Here is a 13,074-nt window from a genome sequence, read left to right as displayed (position 1 = left end):
GGGCGTTGCCGAGGAGGAGTCGCGCGCCCACAAGGGAGGAAAACCGTGCAGGCTTTGACAGGTCTCAAGATCGCAGATTTCAGCTGGGTCGGGGCTGGCCCCCGTGCCACCAAGGACCTGGCCGACAATGGTGCCCTTGTGGTGAAGGTCGAAAGCGCACAGCGCCTCGATCTTGGCCGCAAGTCACCGCCCTTCGCAGCTGGTGCGCGCGGCAATCCTGACGCCTCTGCCTTCTTTGCCCAAACCAACACCTCCAAGATGAGCGTCACCATCAACCTCACCGACCCGGAAGGGCAGGCACTGGCGCGCAAGCTCGTGGCTTGGGCGGATGTGGTGGTGGAGAATTTCGGGCCGGGCTACATGGAGCGGATCGGCCTTGGTTGGCCGGACCTTTGTAAGATAAACCCCGGAGTTATCCTCGCTTCAGTCTCGGTGGCCGGGCGCACCGGCCCGATGGCGGGCTTTCGCGGCTACGGCAATTCGGCGGCGGCGCACTCGGGCCATGCCGATATGACAGGTTGGCCCGGCTCCGAGCCTCACATGCCGCCTTTTGCCTATGGCGATGTAGTCGCCCCAATGTTTCTGACGGTGGCAATCCTCGCCGCGTTGGAAGAGCGAGAGCGGAGCGGGCAGGGCTCTTGGGTGGATGTTAGTCAGATCGAGCCGATGGCGCATGTGATCGCCGATCTCTTCGCCGAAATGCCGGAGGACAAGCCCGGAAACTCCGACCCGGTGATGCACCCCCATGGCGTCTTCCCCTGCGCGGGGGAAGACAGCTGGATTGCCATTGCCTGTGAGGATGACACGCAGCGGGCTGCACTGGCGGAGTTGCTGGGCAGCGGTGATCTGGCCGGGGCAACGGCGGGCGAAGATGCGTTTGAGCTAGCGGAAAAGCTCGCTGCCGCCGGCATCCCGGCTGCGCCGGTGCGCGATGGCAAGGCGCTCTCAGAGCATCCCGCGCTGCGGGCGGCAGGGCATTTCGTGCAAGTGGACCATGCCGTGCTTGGCCCCTCCGCCATGCCTGCCCCGCCGATGGTGATGGAGACCACGCCCCATAGCGTTGGCCCCGCGCCGCTGCTGGGGGAGCACAACGGGCCCGTGTTCGAGGGTTTTCTCGGCATGGACCGCGCCGAAGTGGACAGGCTGAAAAGCGCGGGTGTGATCGCATGAACCAGCTAAAGGGCATTCGCGTGGTGGTGCTGGCCGATAGGCTGGTAGACCTTGGCGCACGTATGCTGGCAGAGCTCGGCGCCAATGTGGTGCTGGCCGAGGCAGGAGAGGGGCTGACACCCGAGCGACAGGCTGCGTGGCGGCGCGGTTTTTCCAATCCGCGCAAACCCTTGGCCGATCTCGTTGCAGAGGCCGACATCCTGCTCGATGACCGCCGTCGCACGCAGAACCGGCCTGAGTTGGAGGCATGCACTGCCGACAACCCGGCGCTCATCCATGTTGTCGCCACCGGCTTTCCCCTCGGCGATCCACGCCCGGTGACAGACCTCACCCTGATGGCCGAAAGCGGCCTGATGCATGTGACCGGCACACCGGATGCACCGCCCCTGCGCCTTCCCGGCGAGCAGGCCTATGCGCTTACCGGCATTCAGGTTGCTACCGCCGCGCTGATGGGCCTCGCCGCCCGTCGCCGGACGGGCGCAGGCCAGCGCATCACCGTTTCGGCCCTGCAGTCGGCGGCGCTGGCCAATTACCGCGAGGCGGTGATGTATGATTGGACGGGGCGCATCGGCACCCGGCGCGGCAATATGCTGGTGCGCGGCTCCTCAGGGGTGCGTCAGGTCTGGCCTTGCGCAGACGGGTTTGTGACGTGGTCGATGATCGATAATCCGAACATGATGCGTGCGGTCGTGCGGCAGATGGAAGCTGAGGGGGCGGCGGGCGAACTTTCTGATATCGAATGGGAAAACATTCTTGTTGCCGAGACGGAGCAGGCCACGATTGACCGTTGGCAAACTGTCGTTGCCGAATTCTTCCTCCGTCACAATCGGGCCGAGCTGGGGGCTTGGTCGCTGGCGCAGGGCTGGGGTCTTTCGACGATCTCCACGCTTGCCGAAGTGCGCGACAGCGAACATCTGAAGGCGCGCGGCCTCTTCCGCGACGGCCTGCCCGGCCCGCTGTTCAAAACGCACCCGCCCGAGGTGGCCTCATGAAACCTGCGCTTCAGGGCCTTCGTGTGCTCGACTTCTCCCGGCTCCTGCCCGGCCCTTATTGCACATGGCTGATGGCCGATCAGGGGGCCGAGGTGATCCGGGTGGAAAACCCAAGAGAGCTCGCCAAGCAGGCCCGCGTTTTTGGCTGGGACAGGCTCAGCCCAGAGGAGATGGCCCATCAGCGCGGACGGGACATGCTGGCGCGGGGCAAGCAGTCGGTAATGCTCGATATCGGCGATGCCGGGGCGCAGCAGGCCCTGCGCGACCTTGCCTCAACCTGCGACATCGTCATCGAGGATTACCGCCCCGGCGTGCTGGCCGGGCTTGGGCTGGGCTATGATGACATGGCGGCGGGCAATCCGACGCTGGTGTACCTCAGCCTCACGCTCACCGGGGCGACCGGGCCGCTGGCGGGCAAACCGGGGCATGACCCGGTGGCACTCGCGCTTTCGGGCGTGCTCTCACGCTGCGGCGAAGACCCGGAGGCCCCCGGCCTGCCCGGCATTCCCGCCGCCGATATTGCCACCGGCGCCCACGCGGCCTTTGCTGCGCTCGCCGCTTGGCAGGCCGCCAAGGTGACAGGGCAGGGGCGGCATGTTGATGTCGCCATGGCCGATTGCTCCATGACGATGCTCGCCAACATCCTGGCGCGCCACCAAAACCCAGCTGACGCCCCGGCGCGCGGCAGCCGTCGCGCCGACCTTGGCCTGTGGCAATGCGCCGATGGCAAATGGCTCTGCACTACCGATATGGAACCGCGCTATTGGGCCAAATTCTGCGAGGTGATGGGCAAGCCGGAGTTCATTGCCGCTCAGCTCGACCCGGCACGCCGCGACGAGATCCGCACCACGCTTGCCGCGATCTTCGCCGCCCAGCCCCGCGCCCATTGGCTTGCCCTCTTCGAGCGTGCTGGCACCCAGTTTGCCCCGGTCAACGATGTGGTCGAGGCCTTGGCCGAGCCTCACTTTCGCGACCGCGGCATGGTGGTGGAGGTCGAAGCGCCGGGCGGCACGCTCACCCAGCTTGGCCCGCCGGTGCGCCTTGGCGGCGAACCCGCGCCTGCCCCGGCGCGGCTGCCGGGGGCCGATACGCATGCCGTGCTCGCCCGCCTCGGGCTGGATGCACAGACCATTACCGCGCTCACCAGCGCTCCGCAGAAGACCTGACAGAAAGGGAGGAACCTTATGAAACTCGTCAGCACCCTCACCGCACTCGCCACCGCGCTCACCGCGCTGCCTGCGCTGGCGGCCGACTTCACGCTTACCTACGCCTCGCCCTATACCGAGGCTCACCCCTACGGCGCTGCCGATGCCGAGTGGATCGCCCGCATTGCGGAGCAAACGGACGGGCGGCTGGAGATCACGCCCTACTGGGGCCGCTCGCTCATCACCTCGCGCGAGGGGGTGGATGAACTGGCCGCCGGGGTGGCCGACATGGCCTATATCGCCCCGATTTATGCCCGCTCCGGCTATGACATGAACCGCCTCGTCCCGGGCATGTTCTATGGCTACACCGAGCCCAAGGATGTGCTCGACGTCTACATGAAGCTCTGGGGCGAATACCCTGTTTTCGCGGAAGAACTCGAAGGCATGAAGGTACTAGGCTACAACGTTGGCACGCCGATGCACATGCTGCTGCGCGAAAAGCCCGTGGAAAGCCTTGATGATCTGAAGGGCCTGCGCATCCGCGCCGCGGTGGACTTCATCGGCCCGCTCGCGGCCCATGGCGCCGAGGGTGTGACCATGCCGATGACAGAGACCTACCCGGCGCTGGAGAAGGGCGTGGTCGACGGGGTGATTGCGCCCTATGAGGCGTTGAAATCTCTCAGCTTTGCCGAGGTGGTCGGCTATTACTCCGAACTGCCCCACAGCCGCGGTGCCTATCCCTCACGCGGCATCAACACGGCGGCCTGGGACAAGCTGCCCGATGACATTCAGCAGGTGCTGATGGACAACGTCGAGTGGCTCTCGCTTCGCACGCTCGAACTGTCACAAGAGGCAGAGGCGGCGGGCCGCGCCTATGGCGAAGAGAAGGGGGTGGTGTTCAACTCGCTTCCCGAGGAGGCCAAGGCCGAATACGCCAAGGCCTTCGCGCCAGCGATGGAAGAGGTCGCCAAGGAGCTCGATGGCATGGGGAAGCCCGGCAGTGAGGTGCTTGGCAAGATCCGTGAAGCCCACGACGGCGCGATGTAGGTTTTCGGCAATCGGCGGCGGGCCATGCCTGCCGCCGGATGCGAGAAGGGGCAGGGCATGCAGGCAGCAGAACGAATATTGGGACGGATCGTGGCCATCGCGGCGCTGATCGGCGTGGCCGCACTGGTGGCGCTCATGGGGCTGACGGTGGTGACCGTCACGTTTCGTGCCATTGGCATCGCCTTTCCGGGCACTTACGTGCTGGCGGAACTGCTGCTCATACCGGCAGTCGCCTTTTCGCTCACCTACGCGGCGTGGTGCGGGGCGCATACCCGCGTGGAGCTGCTGACAGATCGCCTGCCGCGCCGGGTCTCCGGCCCGCTCAACGGGCTGATGCTGGCGGCGGGCTGCGCGTTTTGGGGCTTCGTCCTCTTCGCCGCGCTCGAAGAGGCAATCCGCCGGGGCGCGCAGGGCGAGGTGACGCCGCTGCTTGATATTCCCGTGGCCCCCTTCCGCTGGCTCATGGTGGCCGCGCTGGGGCTGCTGATCGTCACTATCCTCTTTCGCGCCCTCCAGGCGGCGCTTGGTCAGGAGCCAGAAGAATGACACCCGTTGCCGCCGGACTTCTTGGCGTTTCGCTGCTCTTCGGTCTTCTGGCGCTGGGCATGCCCATTGGGTTCGCCATGGGCTTGGTCGGGGCCTTCGGCTTCGCCCTGCTGATCACCTTTCATGCAGCGCTCATCAAGATCGGCGTGATCGCGTTTGACCTTTCGACCAACTACGCCATCGGCACTGTGCCGCTCTTCCTCTTCATGGCGCATGTCCTGTTTGCCTCCGGCATAGGGCGTGACCTTTATGACTTCGCCGCCCGCTGCCTCGGCCATCGCCGGGGCGGGCTTGCGATGGCGACCATTGGCGCTTCGGCGGGCTTTGCCTCGGTCAACGCCTCCTCGCTGGCGACCACGGCGACGATGGGGCTGGTGGCCTTGCCGGAGATGCGCAAGCACGGCTACTCCAACGCCTTGGCCTCTGGCTCGGTCGCGGCGGGTGGCACCATCGGCTCGCTCATTCCGCCATCGGGCATGTTCATCATCTATGGCATCCTCACTGAAACCTCGATTGGCGACATGTTCGCCGCCGGGATCGTGCCCGGCGTTCTGCTGGCGCTCTTTTACATGGCCGTCATCGCCATCCGCTGCCGTATAAACCCGGCCGCCGGGCCTGCAGGGCCGCGGTTTTCATGGGCCGAGCGGTGGGAGGGGCTGAAGAAGACGGGCGATGTGATCTTGCTCTTCGTGCTGGTGATGGGCGGCATCATTTGGGGCTGGTTCACACCCACCGAGGCCGGGGCAATGGGGGCCTTTGGCGCGCTGCTCATCGCAGGCCTGCGCGGGCGGCTAGGCTTCACCCAGGTGCGCGAGGCGGTTTATGACACGCTCAAGACCACGGGCATGATCTTCGGCATCCTCTTCGGGGCGCTGGTATTCAACGCCTTCGTCACTGTTACCACCATCCCCCATCACGTGGTTGGTTGGGTCACCTCCTCGGGGCTGCCGCCGCTCTCTGTCCTGTTGTTGATCCTGCTGGTCTACTTCTTCCTCGGTATGATCCTCGACGCTTCCGCGATGATGACGCTGACGGTGCCGTTGTTCTTTCCGCTTATCATGGGGCTCGACCTCTGGGTGGTGGGCGAGGGGGCGAAGGCGGTGTTTTTCGGCGTGCTGGTGGTGCGGATGACAGAGATCGCGCTGATTACCCCGCCGGTGGGGATGAACGTCTATGTTCTCTCCGGCGTGGCGCGCGATATTCCGCTTTCCACCATGTTCCGTGGCACGGCACCTTTTGTGCTGGCGGATGTGGTGCATGTGGCGCTGCTATTAGCGCTTCCGGCGCTCATCCTCTGGCTGCCGGGCCTCTGACCACGTTTTTTGAGGCCCGCAGGCGGCGACGCATGGGCCGCCGCTGTTTTGCCCGCGACCCTTTGCTCAGGCCGCTAGGCTGCGTCGCGCCCGAGCGTAACCGTATTGCGCCCCTGAGCCTTGGAGGAAAGAAGCGCGCGGTCGGCAAGGTCCATCATCGCTTCCAGAAGGGTTTCAGAGCCATCCTCGCCTTCCATGGGGGCCTGAGCCGTGCCGCCGCCGACGGCCACGCCAATCGAAACGGTTTGGCGAACGGAGCCTTTGGCCGGCAAGGGCAGGGGGATCGGCTCGGCTTCGATCCGGCGGCAGAGGCGCTGGGCGGCGGCGCGGGCCTCTTCTTCATTGGTGTCAGGCATGGCCACCAAAAACTCCTCCCCGCCGATCCGCGCCACCATGTCGATGCTGCGCAGGTTGGAAGAAAGCCGCTTTGCCACGGCGCAAAGCACGGCATCACCGGCAGCATGGCCATGGGCGTCGTTCACCTGTTTGAAACGGTCGAGGTCGAGCGCCATAACGGCAAAGCTGCGCCCGGTCTCAGCAGCCCGGTCGCGGATGCGCGCGAGGTGAGAGAGAGCATATCGCCGGTTGTAGAGCCCCGTCAGCGGGTCAATCACCGCCAGTTTCAGCCCATCGCGCACCCGGCGCCTCAGTTTGTCACTCTCCCGTTTGCGGGCCACCAGCGTCTTTAGTCGAACGGCAAGCTCTCGCCCGTCCACCGGCTCGTGGATCAGGTCAACCGCGCCGAGATCGAGGGCCATGGCCTCCTGCGCAGGGTCTTCCTGTTCGGTCACGATGAGAATGGAGGCGTGGCGCGACCAGCGGCGCGATCGTAGCTCGCTCATCAAGTGCAGCCCGTCACCGGCGTCTCGCAGCTTTGAAGCGATCACGTAAACATCCTGAAGCGCAGGGGTGGAGCCGTTGAGCACGGCATGACGGTCGAGGATGCTGATACGATGTTTCAGCCGCCCCTCCATCCCATCCCGCCAGCGCTGGGCCGTGGCGACATCGGCGGCCACAAGGGCAATCCGGGCGGGCCGCTCATAGGCTTCGGCCTCTTCGGCAAAGCCAAGCGCGCGGCTGGTGCTGCCTCTCAGGCGGAGTTCTTCGGAGACTTCGCGCATGCGCATCAGGTTGCGGATACGGGCGAGGAGCAAGGTTTCGTCGATGGGTTTGGCGTGAAAGGCATCGGCACCCGCCTCAAGGGCGCAGAGCCTCAGCTCTGCCGGGCTCACGTTTTGGCGCGGTGCGCCCGTCACGATGATCGGGATCGCGCTTGCCTCTTCGTCGGCCCGCAGGGCACGGCAGGCCTCAAGCTCCGGTGCATCCGGCCCGTCGCAATTGAGAATGACAAGCCGCGGCCGGATCGTGCGCACGAGGGCCACGATATCTTCATTGGTGCTGCAAGCGACCACATCATAACAGGCCGCGGCAAGTTTGACCTTGAGGACAACGCGATTGGTCGGCACGTCATCCACGATCAGGACTTTCCCTGGCATCGTCTCATCCTTCCACGCGTGTCCGCGCCTTTCCCCTGTAGGAGGCAGTCTGTATGGAGATGGTTAAGAAAACCTTTCCAAATGTTAACGAGGTTGGGAATGGAGCGTGAAAATGCCGAGACACTCGCGTTGAAGGCGCTCGCTTGGCTGGCCGGTAACGATGAGCTGTTGCCCGTGTTTCTCGGCTCCACAGGCGTTTCCGAAGGTGAAGTGCGGGCCCGTGCAGCCGATCCTGAATTCCTTGCTTCGGTGTTAGATTTCCTTGCGATGGACGATGCCTGGATCACCGGTTTTTGCGAGGCCGAAGGCTTGGACTACACCATGCCAATGCAGGCCCGCGCGGCCCTTCCGGGGGGAGATCTGCCGAATTGGACATGACTGTTCCAAAGCTGAAAGGCCTGCTCTTCGACAAGGACGGCACGCTTTTTGATTATCAGAAGACATGGGGCAGCTTCACGCTGGGGTTTGTCGAGGGACTGGCTGCGGGCGACGCAGATCTGGCCATCAGGCTGGCGCGCGCCATAGGGGTAAACCCTGAAACGGCGCAGTTTTCGCCCGACAGCCCAATTGTGGCCGGCACGCCGGAAGAGGCCATCGCGCCGCTGTTGCCTCTGCTGCCCGGGTGGAGTTTGGCGGCGCTGACAGACCATATCAACACCGCTGCGGCCCGTGCCCCTCAAGTGCCGGCCGCCGATCTTGGGCCATTGGTCGAGGCGCTTCGTGCCAATGGCCATACCCTCGGGATCGCGACCAATGATGCAGAGGCCGCAGCCCTTGCGCACGTAGAAAGTGCCGGGCTGCAAGGCCAGTTTGCCTTTCTGGCGGGCTATGATTCTGGCCATGGGGCAAAACCCTCGCCGGGCATGTGCCTTGCGTTCGCCAGCGCTGTCGGGATCGCGCCGCAGGCCTGCGCGATGATTGGCGATAGCCTGCATGATTTGGCCGCGGGGCGGGCGGCGGGGATGTTTTGCATCGCCGTGTGCACCGGGGTCACGCCGCCCGAGGAGTTGGCTCCCCACGCCGATCTCCTGCTTCCGGACATCGGCCATCTGCCGCAGTTTCTCCCAACGCCCTGACGGGTTTCGACGAAACAGAAGCGATTTGCGACATAAGGCGTCGCAAGCGGGAAACTTCGCTGCCGCGCGCAGGCGCACCCTGAGGCAACGAACTCAGGAGCCTGCGATGGATGAGACCGTCCCCAAGCGCCGCCGTGCCGGTGGCCGCGCCGCCAACCCGCGCCGCAACCGGCCCGAGGTGATCTCGCAGAGCCCGTGGCGCATTCCGCTCAACACCGACGCGCCGACCGAGCCACTGACGGAAGAGGGTGTGCAGGCGATCCACGAAGGGGCGATGCGCATATTGGAAGAGATCGGCATTGTCTTTCTCAACGACGAGGCCTGCAAGATTTTCGCTGAAGCGGGCTGTATCGTTGAGGACCAAGTGGTGCGGATGGGCCGCGAGTGGGTGATGGAGATGGTGGGCAAGGCCCCTTCCGAGTTCACCATCACCCCGCGAAACCCGGCCCGCGCTCTGCCGATGGGCGGAAAGGCGATCCTGTTTGGCAACGTGTCCTCACCGCCAAACTATTATGACCTCTCACTCGGCTCCAAGGTGCCGGGAAACCGCGCGCAATGTGCCAACCTGCTCAAGCTCACCCAATATTTCAACTGCATCCAATTTGCGGGAGGCTACCCAGTAGAGCCGGTCGACCTGCACCCCTCCACCCGCCATCTCGATGTGCTCTTCGACAAGCTCACGCTGACGGACAAGGTGCCCCACGCCTATTCGCTCGGGCCGGAGCGGGTGGAAGATGTGATGGAGATGGTGCGCATCGCTGCCGGGTTGACGGACGATGAGTTCGAGGCCCAGCCTCACATGTACACCAACATCAACTCCACATCGCCGCTCAAGCATGATTGGCCGATGATAGATGGCTGCCTGCGCTGCATCCGACGCGGGCAGGCAGTGATCGTCTCGCCTTTCACGCTGGCGGGGGCGATGGCACCGGTGACGATGGCAGGCGCGGTGGCACAGAGCATCGCCGAGGCCCTCGCGGCAATCGCGCTGTTTCAATACGTGAAGCCCGGCTGCCCCTGCGTGATTGGCACCTTCACCTCCAACGTCGATATGAAAACCGGGGCACCCGCCTTCGGCACGCCCGAGTATATGCGCGCCACCCAAATGACCGGCCAGCTTGCGCGCTTTTATGGCCTGCCAATGCGGGCTTCGGGCGCGTGCACCGCAAATGTGCCCGACGGGCAGGCGATGTGGGAGACCTCCAATTCGCTCTGGTCGGCGGTGCAATCGGGCACCAACATTGTCTATCACGCCGCGGGCTGGCTGGAGGGCGGGCTGGTGGCGAGCCCGGAGAAGTTCATCATGGATTGCGAGGTGATCCAGATGATTCAGCGCTATTTTGAGCCTGAAGTGGTGGCGACGGGACCGGACGAAATCGCCGTGGATGCCATCGCCGAGGTGGGCCACTACGGCCATTTCTTCGGGATCGAGCACACGCAGGCGCGGTATGAAACGGCGTTTTACCAGCCCATCGTATCCGATTGGTCGAACTTCGAGGCATGGCAGGCCAAGGGCGGGGTATGGACGGCGGAGCGCGCGCATGGGCTCTTTCACCAGATCATCGACAGCTTCGTGCCGCCGCCGATGGAGGAGGCTATTCGGGAAGAGCTGGCAGCATTCGTGGCCCGACGAAAGGCTGAAGGTGGCGCACCAACCGACTTCTGAAAACCGCTTGCAATCAGCGACTTACGACTTTCGGTCTTTGTTAACCCCGGGGGGGTAGGCTGCACAGCAGGTTGAACAGGTGCAGACATGCATGGGCTGATAAATCGCGCGGTGCAGTGCTTTGTCCGCGATATCTACGGTGCGGAGGCATGGGCCAAGCTCGGGGCAGCTGTGGGCGTTGGGCCCGGTGGCTTCGAGGCGATGCTGACCTATGATGACAAGGTCACATTCCGGTTGATCGACGAGCTGTGCCGCATGCGCGAGAGGCCGCCGGAAGATATCCTTGAAGACCTCGGCACCTATCTTGTGACGCATGACAACACCCGGCCCATCCGGCGGCTGATGCGCTTTAGCGGGCAGAGTTTTTCGGAGCTGCTGTTCTCGCTCGATGATCTGCCCGACCGCGCCCGGCTCGCTGTGCCTGAGCTGGAGGTGCCTGATCTGCTTCTGACCGAGTTGCAGCCCGGCCGATACAAGCTGCAGGTGTCGTCGCCCCACGGCGGGTTTGGCCCTGTGATGGCGGGGGCCCTGCGTGCTTTGGCCGATGACTATGGCGCGCTGGCCTTCCTTGAAGTGCAGGACGCCATGGGGCGGCATGAAGTGCTCTTGATCGACCTTCTGGATGCCGAATTTGCCGAGGCCAAGCAATTTTACCTCGGCGGGGGGCTGAAAAGCGGCAGCGAGGGCGTGCAATGAGTGTAGAGATCGAACGCGCTTCGCTGACTGTCCCGGGGCAGGCCGGCGGCGCCGTGTTTGAGCCCATCTTACGAGAGGCGCTTGACCGGCTGATGCCGATGCATTTGCAGCTGCGCCACAGCGGCCACATTGCCCACGCTGGCCCCAGCCTGCAAAAACTCCGCCCGGGCACAGAACTTCGGGGCCGCAGGTTCCTTGAGATCTTTGAGCTCAAACGCCCCAACAACCTCACGCGGGTCAGCGATTTATCTCGGGTAGAGGGCGGGCGGCTCAAGCTGGCGTTCCGCGATGCGCCGCGCACCGGGTTGGTGGGGCTGGTTGCGCCCATCACGGGGGTGGAGGGGCTGATTGTAAACCTCTCCTTCGGCTTCAATATCATCGACGCGGTGCAGGACCATGACCTGACCGGCGCTGACTTTGCGGCCACCGATCTGGCCGTCGAGATGCTCTATCTCGTCGAAGCCAAAACCGCTGCGCTCAGAGAATGGAAGGCGCTGAACCAGCGGCTTCAGGGCGCCATGACCGCAGCCGAGCAGCAGGCGTCTTCCGACATGCTCACCGGCCTTGCCAACCGCCGTGTCATGGATGAGGTGCTGGAGCGGCTGACCCTGGGGCGAACGCCCTTCGGCCTGATGAACCTTGACCTCGATTTTTTCAAATCGGTCAATGACACGCGCGGCCACGCTGCGGGCGATCACGTCTTGCGCTGCGTGGCCGATATACTGCGCGATCAAACCCGCTCCAACGACGTGATCGTGCGTGCGGGTGGCGATGAGTTTGTGTTGATCTTCGTCGGTCTCTCCGACCCCAAGCGCCTTGCCGATCTGGGGCGCCGCATTATCGCCCGCCTCGAAGAGCCGATTCCTTTCGAGGGGGACATGTGCCGGATATCGGGCTCCATCGGGCTGACGGTGAGCGATTTTTATGCCGCGACGGATCCCGAAGAGATGATGCAGCATGCCGATATCGCCCTCTACACCTCCAAGCGGAACGGGCGCGGGCAGGTGACGGTGTATTCCAATGAATTACCGGGGATCGGCGAGGCGGCCAGGCCCGATTGACAAGTCGGCCAGCGCACGGCCCCATGGGGCATGATGTCGTTCTTGCGTGGCCACTGGCAACTCTTTCTCCTGCTCGCTCTGGTCTTCGCGCTCTGGCGCACGCCGGTGGTCTACCCGCTCCGCATCTTCGTGATCTTCCTGCACGAGCTCTCCCACGGTCTCGCGGGGCTGATCACGGGCGGCAGTATTGTTGATATCTCACTTGATCCGCGAGAAGGCGGGCATGCTCTGATCCGCGGCGGAAACCGCTTTATCACGCTCTCGGCGGGCTACCTCGGCTCACTGGTTCTGGGTGCACTGATCCTTGTTACGGCGCTTCGGTCTCGCGCAGACCGGGCGGCCTTGGCGCTGTGCGGTGCGGCGCTGCTGATTGTCGCCTTGCTCTGGGTGCGCACACCCTTTGCCCTGATTTTCTGCCTCTCCACCGGCGCAATCATGCTCGCCGCTGCCCGTTACCTGCCTCACCAAGCGGCGGACCTTACGCTGCGCGTCATCGGTCTGACGAGCCTGATCTATGTGCCCTACGACATCTTCGATGACACCATTCGCCGTAGCGCACTGCAGTCGGATGCGCGGATGCTGGCCGAGGAGTTCGGCGGTGCAACGGTGCTCTGGGGCGGGTTGTGGCTTTTGCTCAGCTTGGGTGTGATCTGGCTGTGTCTGCGCCACGGGCTGGGGGCGCAAAGCAACATCCACTTTGGTCGATCTGCCACTGAGGGGGGTAAAACGGCTGGTACCCCGTAGGGGAATCGAACCCCTCTTTCCAGGTTGAAAACCTGGCGTCCTAACCGATAGACGAACGGGGCAGGGACCAGCCGTGGGGGGGTGTTTAGGCAAAGCTCCGATGGAGCGCAAGAGAATTTTGC

General features: G+C 64.2%; 13 protein-coding genes and 1 tRNA gene. 12 read left to right on the top strand and 2 right to left on the bottom strand.

All coding sequences use genetic code 11. The features are described from left to right. Positions 1-45 precede the first annotated feature (45 nt). Genes FHY55_RS13735 through FHY55_RS13710 form a run of 6 tightly spaced genes read left to right on the top strand, consistent with a single transcriptional unit; the run spans position 46 to position 6,213 of the window. The gene (locus tag FHY55_RS13735) at positions 46-1,170 is read left to right on the top strand and encodes a CaiB/BaiF CoA-transferase family protein (RefSeq protein ID WP_140014738.1); all 1,125 of its coding nucleotides are present in this window, start codon (positions 46-48) and stop codon (positions 1,168-1,170) included. Beyond that, on the top strand, positions 1,167-2,162 hold the full coding sequence (locus FHY55_RS13730; RefSeq protein WP_140014737.1) for a CoA transferase: 996 nt from the start codon (positions 1,167-1,169) through the stop codon (positions 2,160-2,162). Before FHY55_RS13735 ends, FHY55_RS13730 begins: the two co-directional genes overlap by 4 nt. Then, positions 2,159-3,328, top strand: coding sequence for a CaiB/BaiF CoA-transferase family protein (locus tag FHY55_RS13725; protein ID WP_140014736.1), 1,170 nt, complete (start codon positions 2,159-2,161; stop codon positions 3,326-3,328). Before FHY55_RS13730 ends, FHY55_RS13725 begins: the two co-directional genes overlap by 4 nt. Before the next feature lie 18 nt (positions 3,329-3,346). Beyond that, positions 3,347-4,354, top strand: coding sequence for a TRAP transporter substrate-binding protein (locus tag FHY55_RS13720; protein WP_140014735.1), 1,008 nt, complete (start codon positions 3,347-3,349; stop codon positions 4,352-4,354). 57 nt (positions 4,355-4,411) lie between these two features. Next, positions 4,412-4,900, top strand: coding sequence for a TRAP transporter small permease (locus tag FHY55_RS13715; RefSeq protein ID WP_168223010.1), 489 nt, complete (start codon positions 4,412-4,414; stop codon positions 4,898-4,900). Then, positions 4,897-6,213 (top strand): TRAP transporter large permease, encoded by a 1,317-nt coding sequence (locus FHY55_RS13710; RefSeq protein WP_140014733.1) that lies wholly within the window; start codon positions 4,897-4,899, stop codon positions 6,211-6,213. The genes FHY55_RS13715 and FHY55_RS13710 overlap by 4 nt, the downstream gene beginning before the upstream one ends. Before the next feature lie 74 nt (positions 6,214-6,287). Here FHY55_RS13710 and FHY55_RS13705 read toward each other — a convergent pair whose 3' ends face one another. Next, the gene (locus FHY55_RS13705) at positions 6,288-7,709 is read right to left on the bottom strand and encodes a diguanylate cyclase (protein ID WP_140014732.1); all 1,422 of its coding nucleotides are present in this window, start codon (positions 7,707-7,709) and stop codon (positions 6,288-6,290) included. Between the two features lie 99 nt (positions 7,710-7,808). Here FHY55_RS13705 and FHY55_RS13700 point away from each other — a divergent pair, with 99 nt between their 5' ends. The 6 genes from FHY55_RS13700 to FHY55_RS13675 all read left to right on the top strand — a co-directional run bounded on the left by FHY55_RS13700 (position 7,809) and on the right by FHY55_RS13675 (position 12,952). Then, positions 7,809-8,087 carry a DUF3572 domain-containing protein gene (locus FHY55_RS13700; protein ID WP_140014731.1) on the top strand — a complete coding sequence of 93 codons (279 nt, stop codon included), beginning with the start codon at positions 7,809-7,811 and terminating at the stop codon, positions 8,085-8,087. Then, positions 8,084-8,785: an HAD family hydrolase gene (locus FHY55_RS13695; RefSeq protein ID WP_140014730.1), complete on the top strand. Its 702-nt coding sequence runs from the start codon at positions 8,084-8,086 to the stop codon at positions 8,783-8,785. Before FHY55_RS13700 ends, FHY55_RS13695 begins: the two co-directional genes overlap by 4 nt. A 106-nt stretch (positions 8,786-8,891) precedes the next feature. Continuing rightward, the gene (locus tag FHY55_RS13690; RefSeq protein ID WP_140014729.1) at positions 8,892-10,451 is read left to right on the top strand and encodes a trimethylamine methyltransferase family protein; all 1,560 of its coding nucleotides are present in this window, start codon (positions 8,892-8,894) and stop codon (positions 10,449-10,451) included. 87 nt (positions 10,452-10,538) lie between these two features. Then, on the top strand, positions 10,539-11,147 hold the full coding sequence (locus FHY55_RS13685) for a heme NO-binding domain-containing protein (RefSeq protein ID WP_140014728.1): 609 nt from the start codon (positions 10,539-10,541) through the stop codon (positions 11,145-11,147). Then, a complete protein-coding gene (locus FHY55_RS13680) occupies positions 11,144-12,208 on the top strand; it encodes a diguanylate cyclase domain-containing protein (protein ID WP_254695310.1) in 1,065 nt (354 codons plus the stop codon). Before FHY55_RS13685 ends, FHY55_RS13680 begins: the two co-directional genes overlap by 4 nt. Positions 12,209-12,241: 33 nt before the next feature. Then, positions 12,242-12,952, top strand: a complete 711-nt coding sequence (locus FHY55_RS13675; protein ID WP_140014727.1) for a M50 family metallopeptidase — start codon at positions 12,242-12,244, stop codon at positions 12,950-12,952. Here FHY55_RS13675 and FHY55_RS13670 read toward each other — a convergent pair. Next, positions 12,940-13,014: transfer RNA gene (locus FHY55_RS13670), tRNA-Glu, on the bottom strand. The two genes, FHY55_RS13675 and FHY55_RS13670, sit on opposite strands and share 13 nt — an antisense overlap. Between the last annotated feature and the right edge of the window lie 60 nt (positions 13,015-13,074).

This window comes from Oceanicola sp. D3 (assembly GCF_006351965.1).
Taxonomy (GTDB): domain Bacteria; phylum Pseudomonadota; class Alphaproteobacteria; order Rhodobacterales; family Rhodobacteraceae; genus Vannielia.
Note: the sequence above shows the minus strand (reverse complement) of the source record. Positions and strands in the feature narration are given on the sequence as shown.